A 22,709-nucleotide genomic window follows, 5' to 3' on the forward strand; every position below is an offset into this window, starting at 1 on the left:
GTATAGGTGGTTTCTTATAAATTATTTGTTTTAATAACACTTGATTATATTAAATTCAATTTTTTCAATTTTTGATTAGAGTATAACAGATTATAACAATAAGTTATTATGTCACTTCTTTTAATTATTCCAATAAAAACATCATTATCATCTGTAACAGGAACAAAGTTTTGATTTTTCGCTAGAAATATCAAATCTTCTATGTCTGCATTAATTAATACTGATTTATTACTTCTGTGTCTTTCAATATCTTTGATTAAAATATTACTTGTATTATTAAAACTTAAATTTGGAGTGTTCTTTAGTTTCCATAATAAATCACCTTCAGTTAAAGTACCTACATAATTACCATTTTCATTTATAAGGGGGATAGCCGTATATTTGTGGTATTCCATACGTTCTAATGCTTGCCTCATTGTAGAACTTGGTGTTTCATAAATAATTTCATTTTTAGGCGTAAGAAAAAAAGCTATGTTCATAGTTAACCACCCTTTAGAAATTTATATTTTTTTACAAAATATATAACAATATAAGTATAACATATTTTTTACATTTATTTATTAATATTCTATTAAATCAAAATTTTTATGTTACAATGAATTAATTAATAATCAAGGAGTGAGCGCATGAATAATTTTTCATCAATTGATGAATATAAAAAAGCCAATAAATCAGCTAAATTAAGATATTACACAGATATAGCAAAAGGAAATTCTGGCTATATTTTATCCTTAGATAGTATTTTGAAAAAAGTAGATATAGTAGCAGAAATTCCACTGGGGCTAAAAAGTATTCCATTAAAAAAGATACTTGGAACTTATTTTTATACAAGGAGCAGAGATTTTGCAATGAATTTTCTTCCTCTAGCTAGTGAAGACAGTGAGTTTTCTACGAAATGGCAAGCACTCTATGCTCATCATATTAATGAAGGAATAAGAGATCCTATAAAAATTTATGAGTACATGAATGACTTCTATGTTATGGAGGGAAATAAACGGGTAAGTGTACTAAATTATGTGGATGCTTATTCAATAGAGGGCGAAGTTATAAGGTTAGTTCCTAAAAGAGATGAGAATGATTTAAATAATATAATATACTATGAATTTTTGGAGTTTAATAATAAAACAGGGATAAATGACATTTGGTTTACTAAGGAGGGTAGTTTTATAGAGCTTGGCAAGTATTTAGATGAATATGATCCAAAACTGGAATTGTTTCCTGATAAATACCAGCATTTTTCGAAAAACGTTTATTCACCATTTAGGAATACATTTTATGAATTAGGTGGAGAAAAACTAGGTATTACAACTGGAGATGCGTTATTAGAGTATATAAAAATATATGGTATATCGGATGAATTTAAAGAAACAAAAAGAAAATCGAGAGTCCGTAAGTTTTTAGAAGAACTTAGTTTACTTTCAAAAAATAATGCTGTAGATATTCAAACAGAACCTTTTGATGTGCACAAAAAAAATGTTATTAACACATTTACAAATTTAGTTGCACCACACAAAAAATTAAGAGTGGCTTTTGTTTTTGAAAAAACTATTAAGACCTCAGGTTGGAGCTATGTTCATAATATAGGCAGAGTATACGCAGAGAAGCAATTAGAAGGTCAAGTAGAGACCACTATCATAAATAATTTTGAAACTGATGGTGATGGTTACGAGGTATTGAGGGAGTTATGTGAAGAAGACTATGATATTATATTTACTACATGTCCATCTTATCTTAATACAACTTTAAGAGCTGCTTTAAAGTATGATAATATTAAGTTCTTTAACTGTTCTCCAGTAAAGGCATATAGAAATGTAAGCACATATTTTGGGCGTTCTCATGAACCAAGATTTTTACTTGGGCTTATTGCAGGGGCTATTTCTAAAACAAACATTATAGGATATATAGATATTCATAGTGAAACTGAAATTATAACAGGAATTAATGCTTTTGCACTAGGCGTTAAAACTGTAAATCCTAATGCGAAAGTTATAATTTCATGGCTTAATGAGCCGGGTGATATGGAGCATTCTAAAGAATTAATTCAAGGCCTTAAAAAGAGTGGTGCAGATCTTATAATGCAAAATGATCTAATAGCTTTAGGTAAGGGGTCAAGAGACTTTGGACTATATTCACTAAAATATAATGAACAAGAAGAAAAATGGATACCTGATGTAAACTATGGTTTAGTCACATGGGACTGGGGAGAATTTTACGAGAAAATACTTAGAAATATAGTAAATGGTAGTTTTAAAGGAATATTTAGTACGCAGTCTAAACGGGTAAGCTTTTGGTGGGGTATGGACTCGGGTCTTGTGGATATTATATATTCTAAACATAATGTGCCAATCCAAACTCAGAAACTAGTAGATATTATGAGAGAACTAATTATTGAAAATAAATATCATACCTTCGTAGGTCCGATTTATGACACTGAAGGCGAGCTTAAGATAAATGACGGTGACATAGGAAACTATGAGGATATGCTATATATGGATTGGTTTGTAGATAACGTAATAGGAGAAATTCCTAAAACAGACTAAACATTCAAAAGATGAGAAGGTGATTAACGTTAAGGTTTTATTAGTTTCAGATGTTGAAGATATTTATATTTGGGATCATTTTGATCACGAAAGATTTAAAGATATTGAACTTGTAATATCTTGTGGAGATTTAAAAGCTGATTATTTAGAATATATAGCCAACATGATTAAGGCGCCGGTATTTTATGTTAATGGTAATCATGATACTAAGTATTTAGAAAAACCTCCAGGGGGATGTATTCCCATTGATGATAAAATTATAATTTACAAAAAAATTAGAATACTAGGACTTGGTGGATCTATTGACTATAATAAGGGCGTTTTTCAATATTCTCAAAAGGAAATGCATAGAAGAGTTTTTAAATTAAAATTTTCTCTATGGAAGAATAAAGGATTTGATATATTAGTAACCCATTCACCAGCCAAAGGCATAGGGGATGGTAAAGATAAATGTCATCAGGGATTTGAGGTATTTGTAGAGCTTTTAAACAAATATTCACCAAAATATTTCTTTTATGGTCACCAACATTTAGAATATAGTAACGGAGCAAGAAAAATGATTTATAACACCACCACTACCATAAATGCATTTAGATATCATATTATTGAAATATAAAAGCAGCCCATGGGCTGCTTTTATATTGATATTTTCTTGTGTTTAAGGAAACTCAACTTAGTTTCTGTTGTTATGATGGCTATAAATATAGTTAAACATCCTAAAATCATTTTTGATGTAAATATTTCATTAAGCATTATTACAGATAAAATAGAACCAAAAACAGATTCTAAACATAGAATGATTGCAGCATGAGTAGATGTTGTATATTTTTGTGCTACATTTTGTATAATAAATGCAAGCATTGTACTAAAAATTGCCAAATAGCCAATTGCAAAAACTGTATCTGAATTTAATGCTTGTGGTATTGGCTCAAATATCGAAGCAGCTATAATTGAAAACACTGCGGCGGCACCTAACTGTATTATTACAAGTGATATAGCATCGACTTTTTCAATGAAAAAACCAACTGAAACTATGTGAGCTGCGAAAAATACTGCGCATAGTAAGGTTAAACTGTCGCCAAGGCTAATATTTATACCTCCATCTAAGGTTAACATCCCTATTCCAATAAAACATAGAAATGCAGCTACTAATGAATATGAGTCTGGTCTCTTTTTGCTAATTACCCAATAAAGAAAGGGGACAATAACTACATTAGTTCCAGTTAAAAATGCATTCTTACCAGCGGTTGTATATTTCATACCCACAGTTTGGGCGGCAAAGCCTAAAAATAGTAGAAGGCCAACCAAAGTTCCAATCTTTAACTCATTTAGAGTAATGTGTTTAATTTTCTTTCTAAAAACTAATAGCATAATTATCACAGAAATACCAAATCGCATTGCCGTAATATAAAAAGGTGTAATACTGTCTAAAGCACCTTTTACAGCTATAAACCCTCCGCCCCACATAAGTGCAACTAGGAGTAAAGACAAATCAGCCAGAACACTCTTTTTTTTGTCATTATTTTTCACGGTTAGCACTCCTTTAAAATGTTAGTCCATTATTAGGGTATAAGTTCTATTATAAACAAATCTTTTTCTACGCTTAAATCTACAAAGTTTGAATCAATAGTTATGAGGGGTCTTGAAATATTATTTGGATCTAATTTTATTATTTTACCAATAGAATCATTATTAAGTTTTACCATTTCACCGGTGTAATAATTTAACATCTGTGTTATAAAGGTAGTGAGGTAATTATAATCAAATAAGCCCATACAATCATGTTTCATAAATTCTAACACCACAAGTGGGTTTTGTTTTTTTCTATACACTTTGTTAGAGGTCATGGCATCAAACATGTCAGTAATTCCTATTATTTTCGCGAAATCACTAATTTTATCTTCTTTTAAACCAAACGGATAACCTGAACCATCTAAACGTTCATGGTGCATAAGTATACCAAGTCCTACAGACTCATCTAAATAAGGAATGTTTTTTACAAGATCATAAGAGTAAATTGAATGTTTTTTGATTTCTTTAAACTCTGTTTGTGTAAGGCTAGAAGGTTTATTTAATATATTTTGATTAACTTTTGTTTTACCTATATCATGGAGAAAAGCTGAATATGTTAAAAGTATTAGATCCTTTTTAGCAAAATTAAGCCACTTACCTAACATAGAACTTAAAAGTGCAACGTTTACGCAGTGGTGTACAAGATATTCATCCATATTTCCGGAATTTGTTATAGTCTTTAATATAGCACCATAATCATTAAGATTGTCTAAGATTTCTTTTGACATAAATCTTATTTCAGTTAAGTCTAGTTGGGTGCTTGTTTCTATACTATTTAAAAAATTATTAATGTTACTGGAAAAACGATTTAGCACAATTTCGGTTTGAATTAAATTTTGTTCTCTTGAAATTTGTGAGTCAGGTATATTCATTTCACCGTTATCATAAACGTTTATAGTGTTTAATGGATAGAATTCTAGAATTTTTTTAATCATAGAATTATTCAATGAAACTTCCTTTGTAACTAAGGTTAAACCATTTAATATTAAATCTTCTGATAAAATCATGTTTGGTTTCAATTCGTAAATGTTTATATTATTAACTTTTGTTTTCATAGAGGTATCCCCTTTCGAAAATAATTCGTAGTTTTTTAAATTAGTGACATGGTATGTAAATCTAAAAGTTTAGTAATTTTATTTTACCATAAAAACTATTATTATCCTATCAATAAATAGATAATAAGTTATCATATTTTCAAAATGTAGTGGTTTTCTTATCTAATTTACATTTGTTATTAACATATTTATAATTAATTCAGAGCAAAACACTAAGAATTGATTTATATAGGACTTCTTATAAGAAGTGAGATAAAAAAATGGAAATATACGATTAAATGAATTTGAAATATAATACCCTAATTATTCATCATTGAATAATTAGGGTATTATTGATTAGTGAAACTAATTAGATTTTGATTTATTTTTAAAAATATTTAGCTTAATAGTAAAATACTTGTCTAAAAATTTATTTACACCTTTGTTCATACAAAACTTATAAATAATAATAGTAATAGAAGACCATACTACGGCTAGAAACCATCCACCCAAAATATCTGTTGTATAGTGAACGCCAAGGTAAACTCTACTAATGCCTACAAGAATTAAATATGTAACTATAAAACCACTAATTAAATAGGAAGCTTTTTTATTTTTCATTCGTTTAAGTATAAAGTAGATAAATACTATAGCTATAGCGGTAGAAATTGAAGAATGACCGCTAGGGAAACCATAGCCATGAGACTCAACTAATTTTAGTCCCACGGGTCTAGATCTTTTTACTACATTCTTTAGTAATAAGTTGGTGGCACCAGTAAAGCCAATATTGAATACACAACAAATAGCTTCCAATTTGTTATTCAATAGGTATAATATACTAAAAACCAATAGGCTTATTAAAATCTGAAAGCCAGGGTCTGAAGATTTTGAAATAGCAATAAAAAATTTATCCCATCCGACATTTATGGAACTCGTTAAATAATAGTGCATTTTAATTTAACCATCCTCTCTAAATTACATTGAATAATAGCCTGTGCACTAAATAATATTTCAATAAACAACATACTAAATTCAAATTAAGTCACAGGATACAATTAATATTATATCAAAAGCAACATTTAATAGATACATATATATTTACTCGGAACAAAAATTTGATATATAGCATGGGATTTACAATGAATTTTATGGTTGAAATAGATTTATCAATATATATTTATTGAAAAACAATAAATATATATTGATAAATGGTTTATACTGTAGTATTATTGGAATTGTAGGAAATAGTACTGAGGGAGGAACATGAAATGAAATATTATGGCAAAATGTCTTTAGCATCACTATTAAAAATATCTTTAGATATTATGATTATTACGGGTATAGTTATCTGTTTTCTAATGTCAAAACAAACATTAATGGAAAAAGGCGTAGATATGACAGAGGGTAGATTTATTATTACAAATATTTTATTTATCCTAGGGTCAACCTCTATTATACTAATTTTGTTTAATCTTAGAAAAATAGTTAATTCACTAATAAAGGTGACACCTTTTATTAAAGATAATGTACTTTGTTTGAAAAACATATCATTATTGTGTTTTATAATCGCAATATGTTATACTTTGAATTTTTTTATTAATGGTCAATATAAAAACTTTAATATTGCCTATATAGACTCCAGCGGAATACATACTGATATTGAATTTTTAATATTTTTTTTTGTTGGATGTTTTATTTTAATTTTATCTCAGGTTTTCAAACAGGCGGTAGAAGTAAAAGAAGAAAATGAATTTACAATATAATGGGAAACAACATGGAGGTTAATATGGCAATTGTCGTAAATTTAGATGTTATGATGGCGAAAAGAAAGATATCCCTGTCGGAACTAGCAATCAGAGTAGGAATAACAAATGCAAATTTATCTATATTAAAGACTTGCAAAGCAAAGGCTATTAGGTTTAGTACATTAGAAGCCATTTGTAGAGAACTGAATTGCCAACCAGGAGATATTCTTGAATACAGATAAGAAAATTCAAATTAAAGGAGGGGCTTTAAGTGGGGAAGAGTTATGTTCAAGCTATTATTATAAAAGACAATAGGATTCTTATGGCATTTTGTCATAAAGAAAATGTAGATCCAATTAATTTATTTATTAGAGGAGTGGTAAATGAAGAGGAGAATTCTAATAATGCAATAATTCGTGTGGTTGCAGAGCAAATAAAGACGTCTTTTAAAGTTATTTTTAAACTTGATAAAGAGCTGATTTCAGATACAGAAACTTATTTAATTAATATAGAAAGTGGTAATGATATTTTTGATTTTTCACCAAAAGAAATTAAAAAATCAGTAGGGGATTTATATATAGAGAGTCTTCAATGGATATCACTATCTGAAACAGAACAATTTCATATAACTAATATAAATTATTTAAGGCGGTTATTAGTAGAATGTGTAGAGCGAGGGTATAGTGACAGTTGGTTAAAAGCAGTTGAAAATTTAGTGCTTTCACATCCGAATAAGTATTATAATATACAACTATTAAAGAAAAGACGTATAAGAGAAGTAAAAAACATAGATTCTCAAATTAGTATGAAGGAAAAAATATATACTATAGGAATTGCACTTATTTTAGGAATAATTTATGATATATTTTTCACTGGTAAAGTGGCTGGTGTTTCTATTCCTGTTTTTTATATTATGTTCATGGGGTTTTTCTTGTGGAGTGTTCGGGAAAAAGTTAGGTTCAAAAAAAGTGTAGGATTTATTACCATTATCCCAGCATTTTTAATAGCGGTAAATTACTGCATTCATTCTAATAGTATTCTAAACTTTTTTAATGGAATTATGTTGCTTTTACTCACTATAGTAAGCACAGTGTTAATTAGATATGAGGATATAAAGTGGAATAATTTAAATTTTATAAAAAAAGTATTAAACAGAGTTAGTAAATCTATTTTTGAGAATGCCTACAAGCCATTCATGTTCATTAAGGGGAATATAGCGGTAAGAAATAAAAAAGAAATAAGTTCTACAAACAAAAACATCTTAAGAGGAATACTTATTTCTATACCATTATTAATTATTATTTTAGCCTTATTAACATCCTCAGATATGGTATTCAAGAGCTATATAACTAATTTTTCAAGTATATTTGAAAATATAAGTATAGGAGAAAGTATAAGCCGTTCGTTAGTTATTATCATAGTTTTTACTATAATTTTTTCATATATATGGAGTTTCAAATATAGCTGTGATGAGTATGAAAATAAAAAGATGGGTATGAAGTGGGAACCAGTTACTTTATTAACAATTATTTTTATAATTAATGTAGTATATCTTTTATTTTCAATAGTACAGTTTTCCTACCTTTATGGAGGTGGAAATAACTTTATTTCAAACGACTTCACATACTCTGAATATGCAAGAAAAGGGTTTTTCGAGCTTGTGGCTGTAACAATAATTAATTTTACAATACTTATTAGTAGTATTAAATTTATAAAAAATGATAATAAGACAATAAATAAGATATGCAATATATTTTTAACCATCCTTGTAGCATTTACGTTAAACATGCTATTTTCAGCTCATTATAAGATGTCACTATATGAGAAAACCTATGGATTTACTTATTTAAGAATTTTCGTTCATATATTTATGCTTATGCTATTTATGTTATTTATAGTGGCTCTAGTTGGTATTTGGAATAGAAAAATGCCACTTAATAAAGTTTTAATAGTAATTATTTTAAGTATGTTTATATTATTAAACTATATTAATGTAGATAAAATAATTGCTGAAAAGAATATAGATATATATTATAAAACCCAAAAGATTGATGTTCAATATTTAAGAAATTTATCTTATGATGCTATTCCAGAGATATTAAAGTTAAAAGATGATTCAAACGCTTCGATTGCTGGAGAAATTAATAATTATTTAAATGATTTGAAGAAAGAGTTATCAGAAGATTATTCTTGGTATGAATTTAACTATTCTAGATACAGGGCTAGAAAAATTATAGATTCAATAGGAGGTAATGTGAAATGAAAAGAATAACAAAATTAACTCTAGTGGTATGCATAATTACGGGGATTTGCTTATCTGCTTGCGGTGTAAAGGACGTAAAGAGTAATTTAATTATAACAAATGAAAGTCCTGAAATTATTAGCAATATAGCAATCCAGAGGGATGACCAAACTGATGTAATGGGTGGTAAATTGGAACCTAAAGAAAAATGTTCTTTTGAGATGGGTATAAAAGAAAATTGTATTTACAAAGTGGAATTTGAAGATAAGAGCAAACAAATTATTCATAGCAACGAATTCATATCAAATTTTAGTAGCAATAAAGGTGAAATAGTAAAAATAAATATATTGAAAGATAATAATGGAAAGTGGTCTTTGGTTTTAGCAGACTAAAAGTTGAGAGCATACATGTATCTTTACGTGTATGCTATAATTTTATGTGAATAGTAAGTTAGGAGGAGACAACATGGAGAAAAATATTAGATTCGAAATAATAACGGAAGATAGATTGGGTATAACTGTATTAATACTAGAGAAAATCTATCAGGCGAAAATAAACCTCCTTTCGGTAGAAGTGTTTCCTAAAAAAGTTTACGTTAAGATGCAAAATATGGATGATATCAACAAGGAAACCTTGAAAAGCCAGCTTTGTGCAATAGAAGATGTTGTTGAGGTTAATGAAATTAACTTACTTAATTATGAAGAAAATGAAAGAAAGCTTTTAGCTATTTTAGACTCAGTGGATGAAGGAATAATGGTTATAAATAAGAAATTTGGAATAGATATCTTCAATAGCTATTGCGAAAAAGTATTTCATTGTAAGAAGGAAGAGGTTATAGCTACAGATATTAGACAATTAATAGGTGGGGATGCCCCAGCTGTAAAACTTATAAATAGCGGAGTAAAGTATGATAACGCAGAAGTTAATATAAAAACAGAAAGAGGAGAGGTACATTACCTAACATCTGGTAGACCAATTATAGATGATAACAATATTACCATAGGGGCAGTTGCATCTATTAAGGATATGCATAAGGCTATAGAACTTGCAAATGTTGTTGCTGGAACTCCTGAAGGTGCATTTAAGGAAGTGGTAGGAAATAGCAGTAAAATTGAAAGTGTAAAAAAAATAGTCCAAACTGTAGCTAAGAGTGACTCAACTATACTTTTTAGAGGTGAAAGTGGTACAGGCAAAGAGTTATTTGCAAAGGCAATTCAGAGCTTAAGTAAAAGGAAAAGTAGACCATTTGTAACTATAAATTGTGCTGCTCTACCAGATAACTTAATAGAGAGTGAGCTTTTTGGTTATGAAAAGGGAAGTTTTACAGGGGCAATGAATAGCGGAAAAGATGGGATTTTTAAAGAAGCCGACGGTGGAACCTTATTCTTAGATGAAATAGCAGAACTGTCTATGGTGTTACAAGCGAAGCTTTTAAGAGTTCTTCAAGAAGGGGTAATTAGAAAGATTGGTAGTACGAAAGAAGAAAACGTAGATGTAAGAATAATTGCGGCTACTAATAGAAATTTAGAAGAGATGATTCATGAGGGAAAATTTAGAGAGGATTTATATTATAGATTAAATGTTATTCCAATAATTATCCCTCCACTTCGAGATAGACTAGAGGACATTTCATCCTTAGTAAATTTATTCATACTTAAATTTAATAAAAGACTAAATAAGGAAATAAAGGGCGCAGAACTTTCTTTTATTAATAAATTGCTTAAGTATAATTGGCCAGGAAATATAAGAGAACTACAAAATGTTATAGAGAGGGCTATGAATTTATGTGATGGACAATTCATATCTGCTCGGGATTTTATTACTGATATTGGAATAGTGAGTAACGACGAAAATAAGATTGATCTAAATGATGTTAAATGTTTAAAGCTTAAAGAAGTTGTTGAAATTTGTGAAAAGCAGGCTATAGTAACTGCCCTTTTAAAAAATCAAAGTTTGAGAAAAACAGCAAAGGACTTAGGGGTTTCGCACACTACTATTATAAATAAAATTAAAAAATATAAAGTGCAAGTAAGATAATTATAAAAAAAGTGTAAAAAATAGTTGCCATATGGAAAGAAATATTTACAAAATCATGCCCGAAGTGGTTATAAAAAGTTCCAGTGGTTTAAGTAAACTTAAATCTAGTATTTTTTAAGATGGTTTAATATTAAAAAATATGCATAAAACTGGAGTTAAACACCTTAAATGATTTTTAATATAAGTTTAAAAAAAATTAACGAAAAGTGGCAAGATAATTGCTTATATATTTATTATGAAGAAATAATAAATCTAGGGGGAGTTATAATGAATAGAGAACACTTACGTAATAGTGGATTTGCAACTAAAGCAATACATGGTGGAAATAAAAAGGATCAATATGGTTCGTTAGCTACACCAATACATCAAACAGCTACTTTTGTTTTTGATACGGCTGAGCAAGGTGGAAAGAGATTTGCAGGAGAAGAAGAGGGTTATATTTACACGAGACTCGGGAATCCTACTAATACCGTTTTAGAAGAAAAATTAGCAATGCTTGAAGGTGGAGAAGCATGTATGTCTATGGCATCAGGCATAGGAGCCATATCTTCAACTATGTGGACTGCTTTAAAGGCAGGAGACCACGTAATCTCAGCACAAACTATATATGGTTGTACTCATGCGTTTTTAGCTCACGGTATCTCTAGATTTGGTGTTGAAGTTACTTTTGTTGATGCTTCTAACCTAGAAAATGTTAGAAATGCTATGAAAGAAAATACAAAAATTATTTTTTTAGAAACACCTGCGAATCCAACACTCCTTATAACAGATATTGAGGAAATATCAAAGATTGCCCACGCACAAGAAAATTGTATAGTGATAGTGGACAACACATTTAGTACCCCATACATACAAAGACCATTAGAGCTAGGTGCAGATGTTGTAGTACATTCAGGAACTAAATTCTTAAATGGACATGGGGACGTAATTGCTGGATTTACTGTTGGATCTAAAGAATTTATTGATAAGGTTAGATTATTTGGTGTTAAGGATATGACAGGAGCTAATTTAAGTCCTTTTGATGCATTCCTTATTATAAGAGGAATGAAAACACTAGAAATAAGAGTAGAAAGACACTGCAAAAATGCAATGGCTGTGGCAGAATTTTTAGAAACTCATCCGGCAGTAGAAAAAGTTTATTACCCAGGACTTAAAAGTTTTGCGCAGTATGAATTAGGAAAAAAACAAATGAGTCTTCCAGGAGCTGTTATTGCTTTTGAAATAAAGGGTGGAGTTGAGGAAGGTAAAAAGGTTTTAAATGCCACTGAGCTTTGCAGTATAGCTGTTAGTTTAGGAGATGCCGAAACATTAATTCAACATCCTGCTTCAATGACTCATTCACCATATTCTAAGGAAGAAAGATTAGAAGCTGGTATAACGGATGGTTTAATAAGAGTGGCAGTGGGTCTTGAAAATGTTGAAGATATTATTTCTGATTTAGATCAAGCGCTTAATTTAATCATTAAATAAATATGGATTTTATACTTGACACAAAAATAACAAAGTGGTATTCTTAAATTGAAAAATTTAATAAATCCTTCAGGGTAGGTTTAATTCCTAACCGGCGGTATAGCCCGCGAACCGAAAGGTAGATCTGGTTTAATTCCAGAGCCGACAGTAAAGTCTGGATGAGAGAAGGAGAAAAGTGATGATAGATATAGAAGTATTTTATTTAGTAATTATGTATATAGTTATGAGAATGCTTGTGTATTTAAATAGTCAATATATTTAGTAAGCATCACCGTAGGTGATTATTTAGCTAGATATGTAATTAGCTTATTAAGCCCTGAAAACATTGTTTTCAGGGCTTTTATCAATTTTTATGATTTTATTTTATAAAATTATACATACTAACAAATGAAATATTAATTATAGTATTAGGGGTGATAATTTGGACAATTACTATATGAAAAGGGCACTTGAATTATCTGAAAAAGCTGTGGGATTTGTAAATCCTAATCCTTTGGTTGGTGCTATTATCGTAAAAGATAATAGAATAATTGGAGAAGGCTATCATGAATATTATGGTGGGGCACATGCAGAAGTGAATGCTTTTAAAAATGCCGCCTACGATGTAGAAGGTGCAACAATGTATGTAACATTGGAACCTTGCTCTCACTATGGGAAAACGCCACCTTGCGCAGATGCTATAGTGCGAAATAAAATAGCCAAGGTTGTAGTTGGTATGGTAGACCCTAACCCAAAGGTTTCAGGGCGTGGAATAGAAATTCTTAGAAGTAATGGGATAGATGTAATTGTAGGCATAATGGACAAGGAAATAAGACAAACAAATGAAATATTTATAAAATACATAACCCATAAGAAACCTTTTTGCATAATGAAAACTGCTATGACGCTTGACGGTAAAATATCAACATCTATTGGTGATTCAAAGTGGATAAGTAATGAAAAATCCAGAGCATATGTGCATGAATTAAGGCAAAAGGTAACTGGAATCATGGTGGGAATCGGAACTGTGATTTCCGATGACCCTGAACTTACTACAAGAAGACAAGATAAAATAAGTAAAAACCCTATAAGAATAGTTATAGATAGCAAAGCAAGAATACCCTTAGAATCAAAAATATTAAAGTGTGATGATAAAACAAGAACTATTATTGCAACAACGCAGTTTGCACGGGATAATAAAATTGAAGCTATTAAACAAAAGGGCGCTGAAGTTATTGTCACAAAAGGTAAAAATGGCTGGGTGAACTTAAATGAACTTATGATAGTACTTGGTGATATGGGAATAGACAGTATTCTTTTAGAGGGAGGTAGCACTTTAAATTATTCTGCGCTACAAGCAGGTATAGTGGATAAGGTTATTACGTTTATTTCTCCTAAAATATTTGGTGGATCTGTTGGTAAAACTCCAGTAGGAGGAAAGGGAATAAAAAACGTGAGTGATTCTATTATTCTTCGGGATGCGCAGGTAACTAGATTTGACGAAGACATTATGATAGAGGCTTATGTTACTAACGTTTAGAGCTAAAAAAGTATTATATTATTAAGATACATACTAGATAGGAAGGTTGTGAATAGGTGTTTACAGGCTTAATCGAGGAAATTGGAGAGATTAAATTCATACAAAAGGGTGCAAAGTCAGCTAGAATTACAATAAAAGCAGAAATCATTCTTAAAGATACAAAAGTAGGGGATAGCATCTGCACAAACGGCGTATGTCTTACGGTAACAGAATTCAATAAAAATAGCTTTATTGTAGATGTGATGGCAGAGACAATAAGAAATAGTAATCTAGGTAAATTAAAACCAGGTTCCAGGGTGAATCTAGAAAGAGCTCTAAGGCTTTCAGATAGACTAGGTGGTCATATGGTAAGTGGACATATTGATGGAATAGGAACCGTTATGGACACTCATAAAGAAGAAAATGCCACATGGGTGTCCATAGGAACTTCAGTAGATATATTAAAATATATTGTGCATAAAGGCTCAATAACAATTGACGGCATTAGTTTAACGGTAGCATACGTGGATGATGAAAAGTTTAAAGTATCCATTATACCTCATACAAAGGACGAAACAACCTTAGTAATAAAAAGCATAGGTGATGAAGTTAATTTGGAAAGTGATATGATGGCAAAGTATGTTGAGAAATTGTTAAAGCGCGGTAAAGCAACAAATGATAAGAAACCTATTAGTGTGGATTTTCTGCGAGATAATGGATTTGCATAAATTTTCGTTACAGCATGGAGATTTAACTATAAAAAATTAAGGGGTGTAAATATGTTTAAATTTAATACTATTGAGGAAGCACTAGAAGATGTTAAAAATGGAAAAATGATTGTGGTGGTAGATGACGAGGATAGAGAAAATGAAGGTGATATAATTATAGCGGCAGAAAAAGCTACTGCAGAGAATATAAATTTTATGGCAAAGCATGCCCGTGGACTTATATGTATGCCTATAGTTAAAGAAAGATTAGAAAAGCTAAATATAAAGCAAATGGTTACAAATAATACAGACGTACATGGAACAGCCTTTACTGTTTCTATTGATGCCATAACGACTACTACAGGAATATCTGCCGCAGAAAGAGCAACTACTATATTAAAGGTGATAGATAAAGAGGCATCTGCAAAAGATTTTAATAGACCTGGACACGTATTTCCTCTAGCAGCAAGAGATGGTGGGGTATTAAAAAGAGCAGGCCATACAGAAGCAGCAGTGGATGTAGCAAGGCTTGCTGGCTTATATCCTGCAGGTGTTATTTGTGAAATCATGAATGAAGATGGATCAATGGCTAGGGTTCCTGAGCTTATGGATTATGTTAAAGTACATAATTTAAAGATAATTACTATAGTTGATTTAATTGCTTATAGAAGACAAACTGAATGTCTTGTAGAAATGGTTACAGAAGCTAAAATGCCAACTAAATATGGTGAATTTAAAATTTATGGATTTGTAAATAAAATAAATGGAGAACATCATGTAGCATTAGTAAAAGGAGAAATAAACAGCAATGAACCTGTACTTGTAAGGGTTCACTCTGAGTGTCTTACTGGAGATGCGTTAGGTTCTAGTAGATGTGATTGTGGAGAACAATATGATGCAGCGATGAAAGCAATAGCTAAGGAGGGAAGCGGAATTCTGGTTTACATGAGACAGGAAGGACGCGGAATAGGATTAATTAATAAGCTAAAAGCTTATAATCTTCAAGATAGTGGAATGGATACAGCGCAGGCAAATATAGCTTTAGGTTTTCCAGTAGATATGCGAGATTATGGTATAGGGGCTCAAATATTGGAACTTCTAGGTGCTAAAAAGATAAGAATGATGACTAATAATCCCAAAAAAATAACAGGCGTTTCTGGCTATGGAATTGAAATAGTTGAAAGAGTAGCTATAGAGATGAATCATAATGAGAGAAATAAGTTTTATTTAGAAACTAAAAAGAACAAAATGGGACATTTACTTCACTTAAAGTAAGGTAAGTATTATTTTTTCAAGGGAGTATATAAAAAATAATAAATAAATAGGAGGAAATGAAATGAGAATATATGAGGGTAAATTAATATCAGAAGGTTTAAAATTTGGAATTATAGTAGCTAGGTTTAATGAGTTTATAGGTGGTAAATTATTATCAGGAGCATTAGATGGATTAAAACGTCACGGAGTGGAGGAAGAAGACATTGAAATTGCGTGGGTACCTGGTGCCTTTGAGATGCCGCTAATTGCAAAAAAAATGGCTAAGTCTGGTAAATATGATGGTGTAATATGTTTAGGCGCAGTTATAAGAGGTGCTACACCTCATTTTGAGTATGTATCTGGTGAAGTTACTAAAGGAATTGCATCTGTATCACTAGAAACAGAAGTTCCAGTTATTTTTGGAGTACTTACTACTGAGAGTATTGAACAAGCGATTGAAAGAGCAGGAACTAAGTCTGGTAATAAAGGCTATGATGCTGCAGTAACTGCAATAGAAATGGCGAACCTTTTAAAAGAAATATAGGTCGAGAAAGTATGGGAGTTTTCCTATGGCCTTGCATAAGAACTCAAAACTGGTGCTATATGCTTTCAACTTCATGTATATTTATGATATAATACATATGCATGAAGACAGTGTGAGGGGGTATTTAAAATGGGACTAGGAGACAGTGTGTTTACTATTATATTTATTATGATGGGTGCTGCAGCTATTGTTACTGGCTTGAATTTTGAAAAGAAACATGGAGCTAAGTTTAAGGGTGTCAATAAAGAGGAATATATAAAACTAAATAAGATTGTTTTAATTTTAATGGGAGGGATAATGTTATTTGGAACTTTCCTGGGTCAAGGAATACCAGCATTTAAGGATATTATAACAAATTTAACTATGGCTAGCTTGTTAATTATGTGGGTTAGTTATTCTATAATATCTAAAAAAAGATTTTCTAACAAAAAATAAATCAGAATAGAAGTTTAAATACTTCTATTCTGATTCTTTTTAATTTAAAGAAGAAAAAATTTAGGGCTGACATACCTTATTTCTTCCAGTACGTTTAGCAGAATATAATGCGTTATCCGCTTCGTTAATAAGATTATCTAAATCAGCCACATTATCTGGGTAAGTAGCAGCACCTATAGAAATAGTAATATTAATTTTAACTTCATCTGATAAAATAAACTTATAGGTTTCTACAGCTACTCTTAAGCGCTCTGCAACTTCTACGGCCTGGTGGCTTGGACAATCAGGTAGTATAACAGAAAATTCTTCTCCACCAATTCTAGATACAGTATCAAAACTTCTACTAGAGATAGATAACAGGGTTCCTAGTTGTTGTAATACAGCATCTCCAGATAAATGACCATAAGTGTCATTTACTTTTTTGAAAAAGTCTATATCAATTATTAAAATAGACAAACGTTCATTTTTATCTATAACATTTAAAAAGGATTGATTAAGTGTGTTATCGAATTGCCTAACATTATTTAAACCAGTAAGGAAATCAACAGTTGATTCTTGTTTAAGTCTATTAAGTAATTCAATTGAAGTATGCATGTAATTAGAAATATAATAGGCTGAAATTCCAATAGAAAGAGAAGCTAGCCAAAAGCGTAAAAGGGTATTAATAAGTGTAGTTGAATCTTTAATAAGTAATAAAAGGGTGACACTTATAATTATGGAGCTTATAAAGTTCATATAGATAAATTTTTTGAATTTATTTAGATTTACTTTTGATACTATAGCACATATAGCAGCAACAAGGAACATGCTAATAGCAGCTATTATAGAAGAAGTTCTAACACCAAAGTAAACTATTCTAAATATTGCAATTGTGATTCCAGCAATTATTGAAGCAAAGGCACCACCATAAACAGCGGCTAAAACTATGGCTATATGACGAAAATCAAGAATGACTCCAGTGGTAATATCGATTGTAAATAACATTAAGATAATACCTAGTATACCTTGTGTAAGTCCAAAGAAAAACTTATCCTTATAAGATACCGATATGTTAAGAAAATTTCTTTTGAATACTTGGCTACTTATAAAAATAAAGGAAATTAGTATTGTACCATTAACAAATAAATCACTAAGCATTATTTTGCTCCTTTTAAAATAAGATATTTCATACGATTCTCAATAAAAAACTACTATATAAGACTATTATATAGTAGTTTTTTATCAAATTAAAGAGTTTTATAAATAACTAACAAGAAAAAGCAGAAATTATATTTCAATGTGTTCCGGACGTAGCTTATAAACTACATCTTTTCTCTCTACAATGATATTAATTTTTTCTTTTAACTGCGAATCCTGTAAAATTTTTATTAGTAGTTCTTTGGTAGGATTTATAGCTGTAGGATTTTTAACTAGTTTTAACATAGTAAAATCTCCAGAAGTATCTCCATAAGCATAGCTTTGATCCAAATCAATATTATATTCAGAGGCGAAATTTTCTATGGCAGTCTGTTTGCTAATACTATCCCACATGGGAATGATGTCACCGGTGTAAATATCATTTTCACTCAATACATATTTTGTTCCTATATAATCATCAAAACCGTATTTTAGAGACACATCGCGTACAAGTTCGATAGGGCTACCGGATATTGTTATAGCTATGTGACCTTGATCCTTATGCCATTTGATTTTATCACGGGTGTAGGTGTAAACTCTATCTCCTTTTTGTGTTATAATTTGCTTTGAAATAAATTCAATTTGGGATCTATGAAGTCCAATTATGGCTTCAGTATAAATATCGGCCATTTTAAGCAGATAATTGTCGTAATTACCTATTCGCTTATCCCACTTTACATAGTAGGGTTTTACTTCTTTGTACCATCTATCATTTTCTATAATTTCACTTTTGATTAATTTTTTAAATAACTCTGTTATTAAGCCTTCCCTATAAAGAGTACCATCAATATCAAAGAAAGCAGCTATTCTTTTTTTCAAATGGGTCCACCTCCAAGATTAGAATAATATTTTCGTAATGAATTATTTAGGGAATATTACTCTTTTTTCAGTGATTATGAAATCCATGGGAACATCGTATTTATCAGTGGGAACACTATCAATAATTTGATAGTCATATGCTATACCTATTGTAGTAGTAGTTTTTGCTTTTTTAGATAAAAATCTATCGTAATATCCTGCACCAAAGCCTATTCTATTGCAGTGTATATCAAATATTACTCCAGGAACTATTATTAAATCTATATCTCGCATGTTAGTTTCCTTTAGTATATTATGTTTTGGTTCCATAACACCAAAAGTAGATTTAGTAAGATCATTTGTAAGATTATTAATCTCAAAAGGTATTATTTTTCGCTGGTTTTGCAGGCAATAGGGCGCAATTACTGTTTTACCATTATCCAAACACCATTTGGCAAGAGGATGAGTATCCACTTCATTATTGAAACTTATGTACAACATGATATTTTTGTAATTTACAAATTGCGGTAGTTCCATAATTGTTGATATAATTTTATTGCTAAAAGAATTCACATTTTGGGTTTTCATGTTTCTTCTTTGGTAGAGCATATTCTTTCTTAAGGTATCCTTAAGATTATCTTTCATAAGTAGCCCCCTAGCGATTAACAAAAATTATTTGTATAAATAAAATTTAGATTATTATAACATATGTTTTTCATATATGCAATTTGTAGAATTATATATAATTTTGTATTATTTGAATTATATAAAATATTATATATGCTATTTTAATAATACTTATATATTTAAAAGCATTATGTTGAAAAAACCTTAATATTCATAAAGCGTTGTAAAATATTATATGAAAAATAATAAATAAATGACACTATATATTTTAAAGTCACTTGAGTAAGTAAAATTAATGGAATAGACAACACATAATAAAATAATTATTATCATACATATGAAAGTAATATGATTATAAATTTAATGCTATGTTAAAATTATGACAGCAAAAATGTTATATTATTCATATTCATAATCTAATTTACAAAATCATATCGACTAATTATTAAAGAAAATGTCCGTAAGAAGAACGTAAGTAGCGAAATATACACGTTGTAGATGCATTATTTCTCGAAAAATATTTATTTACAAAAGAATATAGAAAACACATAAAATAAAATTAATTGAATAATAAATAACAATGCTTGCAATTTTCTGATAAACTTGATATTATATTAATAATTTATATATTTATTTTAAAAAATAAAGAATTAGGGGGTCAAATAATGGCTGAAAAACGAGAAAACTGGGGTTCGAAAATTGGACTTATTTTAGCAATGGCGGGAAATTCAATTGGTCTTGGAAACTTTTGGAGATTTCCATATCAAGCTGCAAAAAATGGCGGCGGAGCATTCATGATTCCTTATGTACTAGCCCTTCTTTTAATCGGAGTTCCACTAATGCTAGTAGAATGGATGATGGGAAGACTCGGTGGAAGATATGGACATGGTACTGTAGGATTTATGATTTATATTCAATCAAGGGACAAGATTAAACCTAAAAAAGCAATCATACTAGGTTCTATATGTGGAATGTTAGTTATTGGAGTCACATTACTCGTAAATTCATATTATAATCACATAATAGGGTGGACCCTGGGCTATGCTGTTCTATCTGCCACTGGTGGATACTCAGATATGGCTGTAAGCACAGGAGAGTTTTTTGTGAACTATATACAAAATCCTGTTTATGTATTTACTTTCTGGATCATTAGTTTATCCTGTTTAGCACTAGCAGTTACAAGAGGAATTCAAAAGGGCATAGAATCTTGGGCAAAATTAATGATGCCTGCTCTTTATATATTTGGATTTGTGTTAATTTATAAAGCGTTGACTATAGGATCACCAGTTAATCCAGATTGGTCAGCTATTAAGGGACTTAATTATCTTTGGACTCCAAGATGGGCAGATTTAAGCTTTAAAGGAGCACTTGCTGCAGCAGGTCAAATTTTCTTTACTTTGTCACTTGGTATGGGGATTATTCAAAACTATGCTTCTTATTTAAAAAAAGATGATGATATTGTAACATCAGCTATGACAACAGTTTCCTTAAATGAATTTGCAGAAGTAATTCTTGGAGGAAGTATTGCAATACCAATTACTTATGCATTCATGGGTGTAGACGGTCTAAGTCAATCAATAGGTCTATCATTTATAGCACTACCAAATATATTTAGAACTATGGATGGTGGTCGACTTCTTGGAACACTTTGGTTTATGTTATTATTCTTTGCAGGGTTTACATCAGCTATTGCAATGTATAATTACTTAGTTACAATACTCGAGGAAGGCATGGGTATGGCAAAGAAGAAGGCATCTTTAATAGTTTTCTTTGGATATATATTAGTTGGTCTACCTGTTGCACTCGAGCCAATACTTACGAAAACAGCTGAACTTGCTTATTTTACGGAACTTGATAATTGGGTTGGTACTTATTTATTAGTTGTTATGGGTCTAATTGAAATAATTGTAGCTGGTTGGCTTATGAAAGATAATCCACTAGATGAGATTAACCATGGCTCATACTGGCAGGCACCAAAATGGATATATACTGTTATGATTAAATTTGTAACGCCTGCGGTAATAATAGTTATTTTAATTGGATCAACTTGGACCTATATTCAAGAAGGATATTTTAAATTTATACCAACTTTTGTAGCAAAAACACCAGAGCTAATTCCATGGGTTAACGGTGCAAGAGTAGTTTTAATGTTAGTATTTATCCTAGGATTTGTTGGAACTTATAAGAGTTTAAAAGCCGTTTATGGAGAAGAGATTACACAGAATAAGGTTCTTATAAGAAAGTAATAATTGTTACTTAATCTAGAGAAAGACAAGGAGGAGAAATATGAGTGGTCAAGCGTTGGCTTTTATAATTATAATGTGGGGTGCAATAATAGTTGCAGCATCTCTAGGACTTAGAACTGTATTAAAGAATAAATAAAGAAAGAGTGAATATCTATGAATAAAAATGAATCAGAAACACTAAAAAATATTAGCTTATATTTTACTTTATTATGTGCTCTGTTTTTAATGTTATCATCACAGTTTACTGGATTTATTATGCCGCTTCTGTTTGTTCTTCCAATATTTATGGCACTTATGGGGATGAAAAAGGGGAGAAAAAGTGGGTATTTAATAGGAATGGCAATAATACCTATAGCCTTTGCTATTTCAGTGCTATGGATAAGATATTCTATAGGTTTTCTTTCTGATAGAACAAATAAAATTGCTGAAATGGTTGGACAATATAATATATCAATGGCCGCAGCTGGAGCATTTAGCATGATTTTTTTTCTTTTAAGTATTTTAATGTTAAGTCTATCTGTGATATTGTTTGTGAAGTTACGTAGACATAAAGAACTTTTCACATAATTTAATAATGATTAAAAGTGCTGAGACTTTGTTTTAGCACTTTTTTTATGTGACTTAGGTATGTTATAATATTAAATGGATTTTAGAAAATTTTTAAACCAAGTACGTTATAGAAAGAATTTTTTTTAGAATGTATATATGATATAATGTACTTAAAAATGTTATAGGGTGGTGAAGATAATAAAAAATTGGCGTAAAAAAGGTTGTTTTGTCTTAA

The 22,709-nt window shown here is 30.1% G+C and carries 22 protein-coding genes and 1 riboswitch; of the genes, 15 read left to right on the forward strand and 7 right to left on the reverse strand.

Annotated elements, in window-relative coordinates:
• Positions 1–44: 44 nt before the first annotated feature.
• Positions 45–479, reverse strand: a complete 435-nt coding sequence (locus tag ACREWB_RS07075; RefSeq protein WP_431546761.1) for a CBS domain-containing protein — start codon at positions 477–479, stop codon at positions 45–47.
• Positions 480–626: 147 nt separating this feature from the next.
• Between ACREWB_RS07075 and ACREWB_RS07080 the strand changes: the two genes are divergently transcribed.
• Positions 627–2,540, forward strand: a complete 1,914-nt coding sequence (locus ACREWB_RS07080; RefSeq protein WP_431546762.1) for a BMP family ABC transporter substrate-binding protein — start codon at positions 627–629, stop codon at positions 2,538–2,540.
• 19 nt (positions 2,541–2,559) lie between these two features.
• Complete coding sequence (locus ACREWB_RS07085) at positions 2,560–3,156, forward strand: metallophosphoesterase (protein WP_431546763.1); 597 nt, start codon at positions 2,560–2,562, stop codon at positions 3,154–3,156.
• Positions 3,157–3,176: 20 nt separating this feature from the next.
• Here ACREWB_RS07085 and ACREWB_RS07090 read toward each other — a convergent pair whose 3' ends face one another.
• From ACREWB_RS07090 to ACREWB_RS07100, 3 genes are all read right to left on the reverse strand, one after another.
• Positions 3,177–4,070, reverse strand: a complete 894-nt coding sequence (locus ACREWB_RS07090) for a DMT family transporter (RefSeq protein ID WP_431546764.1) — start codon at positions 4,068–4,070, stop codon at positions 3,177–3,179.
• A gap of 32 nt (positions 4,071–4,102) precedes the next feature.
• A complete protein-coding gene (locus tag ACREWB_RS07095; RefSeq protein WP_431546765.1) occupies positions 4,103–5,167 on the reverse strand; it encodes an HD-GYP domain-containing protein in 1,065 nt (354 codons plus the stop codon).
• A gap of 345 nt (positions 5,168–5,512) precedes the next feature.
• Positions 5,513–5,971 carry a phosphatase PAP2 family protein gene (locus tag ACREWB_RS07100; protein ID WP_431546766.1) on the reverse strand — a complete coding sequence of 153 codons (459 nt, stop codon included), beginning with the start codon at positions 5,969–5,971 and terminating at the stop codon, positions 5,513–5,515.
• A 443-nt stretch (positions 5,972–6,414) separates the two neighbouring features.
• Here ACREWB_RS07100 and ACREWB_RS07105 point away from each other — a divergent pair, with 443 nt between their 5' ends.
• The 11 genes from ACREWB_RS07105 to ACREWB_RS07155 all read left to right on the forward strand — a co-directional run bounded on the left by ACREWB_RS07105 (position 6,415) and on the right by ACREWB_RS07155 (position 17,078).
• Positions 6,415–6,909, forward strand: a complete 495-nt coding sequence (locus ACREWB_RS07105) for a DUF2975 domain-containing protein (RefSeq protein WP_431546767.1) — start codon at positions 6,415–6,417, stop codon at positions 6,907–6,909.
• A gap of 23 nt (positions 6,910–6,932) precedes the next feature.
• Positions 6,933–7,133, forward strand: a complete 201-nt coding sequence (locus ACREWB_RS07110) for a helix-turn-helix domain-containing protein (RefSeq protein ID WP_431546768.1) — start codon at positions 6,933–6,935, stop codon at positions 7,131–7,133.
• Between the two features lie 29 nt (positions 7,134–7,162).
• The gene (locus ACREWB_RS07115) at positions 7,163–9,154 is read left to right on the forward strand and encodes a DUF4153 domain-containing protein (protein WP_431546769.1); all 1,992 of its coding nucleotides are present in this window, start codon (positions 7,163–7,165) and stop codon (positions 9,152–9,154) included.
• Positions 9,151–9,525, forward strand: a complete 375-nt coding sequence (locus ACREWB_RS07120; protein ID WP_431546770.1) for a hypothetical protein — start codon at positions 9,151–9,153, stop codon at positions 9,523–9,525. Before ACREWB_RS07115 ends, ACREWB_RS07120 begins: the two co-directional genes overlap by 4 nt.
• A gap of 73 nt (positions 9,526–9,598) precedes the next feature.
• A complete protein-coding gene (locus ACREWB_RS07125; RefSeq protein ID WP_431546771.1) occupies positions 9,599–11,170 on the forward strand; it encodes a sigma 54-interacting transcriptional regulator in 1,572 nt (523 codons plus the stop codon).
• 267 nt (positions 11,171–11,437) lie between these two features.
• Positions 11,438–12,640: a methionine gamma-lyase gene (gene megL, locus ACREWB_RS07130; protein ID WP_431546772.1), complete on the forward strand. Its 1,203-nt coding sequence runs from the start codon at positions 11,438–11,440 to the stop codon at positions 12,638–12,640.
• A 61-nt stretch (positions 12,641–12,701) separates the two neighbouring features.
• Positions 12,702–12,814, forward strand: a riboswitch (FMN riboswitch).
• Between the two features lie 247 nt (positions 12,815–13,061).
• Positions 13,062–14,159, forward strand: coding sequence for a bifunctional diaminohydroxyphosphoribosylaminopyrimidine deaminase/5-amino-6-(5-phosphoribosylamino)uracil reductase RibD (ribD, locus tag ACREWB_RS07135; protein ID WP_431546773.1), 1,098 nt, complete (start codon positions 13,062–13,064; stop codon positions 14,157–14,159).
• 56 nt (positions 14,160–14,215) lie between these two features.
• A complete protein-coding gene (gene ribE, locus ACREWB_RS07140; RefSeq protein ID WP_431546774.1) occupies positions 14,216–14,866 on the forward strand; it encodes a riboflavin synthase in 651 nt (216 codons plus the stop codon).
• Positions 14,867–14,917: 51 nt separating this feature from the next.
• The gene (locus ACREWB_RS07145; RefSeq protein ID WP_431546775.1) at positions 14,918–16,120 is read left to right on the forward strand and encodes a bifunctional 3,4-dihydroxy-2-butanone-4-phosphate synthase/GTP cyclohydrolase II; all 1,203 of its coding nucleotides are present in this window, start codon (positions 14,918–14,920) and stop codon (positions 16,118–16,120) included.
• 61 nt (positions 16,121–16,181) lie between these two features.
• Entirely contained in the window at positions 16,182–16,643 is a 462-nt protein-coding gene (ribH, locus tag ACREWB_RS07150) for a 6,7-dimethyl-8-ribityllumazine synthase (RefSeq protein WP_431546776.1), read from the forward strand.
• A 129-nt stretch (positions 16,644–16,772) separates the two neighbouring features.
• Positions 16,773–17,078, forward strand: a complete 306-nt coding sequence (locus ACREWB_RS07155; RefSeq protein ID WP_431546777.1) for a hypothetical protein — start codon at positions 16,773–16,775, stop codon at positions 17,076–17,078.
• A 60-nt stretch (positions 17,079–17,138) separates the two neighbouring features.
• Here the strand turns inward: ACREWB_RS07155 and ACREWB_RS07160 are convergent, their stop codons facing one another.
• The 3 genes from ACREWB_RS07160 to ACREWB_RS07170 all read right to left on the reverse strand — a co-directional run bounded on the left by ACREWB_RS07160 (position 17,139) and on the right by ACREWB_RS07170 (position 19,697).
• On the reverse strand, positions 17,139–18,215 hold the full coding sequence (locus ACREWB_RS07160; protein ID WP_431546778.1) for a GGDEF domain-containing protein: 1,077 nt from the start codon (positions 18,213–18,215) through the stop codon (positions 17,139–17,141).
• 129 nt (positions 18,216–18,344) lie between these two features.
• Positions 18,345–19,073, reverse strand: coding sequence for an HAD-IB family hydrolase (locus ACREWB_RS07165; protein WP_431546779.1), 729 nt, complete (start codon positions 19,071–19,073; stop codon positions 18,345–18,347).
• Positions 19,074–19,115: 42 nt separating this feature from the next.
• A complete protein-coding gene (locus ACREWB_RS07170) occupies positions 19,116–19,697 on the reverse strand; it encodes a 5-formyltetrahydrofolate cyclo-ligase (RefSeq protein ID WP_431546780.1) in 582 nt (193 codons plus the stop codon).
• 647 nt (positions 19,698–20,344) lie between these two features.
• On the opposite strand from ACREWB_RS07170, the gene ACREWB_RS07175 reads away from it, so the two are divergent.
• Positions 20,345–21,925, forward strand: a complete 1,581-nt coding sequence (locus tag ACREWB_RS07175) for a sodium:neurotransmitter symporter family protein (protein WP_431546781.1) — start codon at positions 20,345–20,347, stop codon at positions 21,923–21,925.
• A 153-nt stretch (positions 21,926–22,078) separates the two neighbouring features.
• Positions 22,079–22,492 (forward strand): hypothetical protein, encoded by a 414-nt coding sequence (locus tag ACREWB_RS07180; RefSeq protein ID WP_431546782.1) that lies wholly within the window; start codon positions 22,079–22,081, stop codon positions 22,490–22,492.
• The last annotated feature ends 217 nt before the right edge of the window (positions 22,493–22,709 follow it).

This window comes from Clostridium sp. (assembly GCF_050717635.1).
Classification (GTDB): Bacteria; Bacillota; Clostridia; order Clostridiales; family Clostridiaceae; genus Clostridium_AD.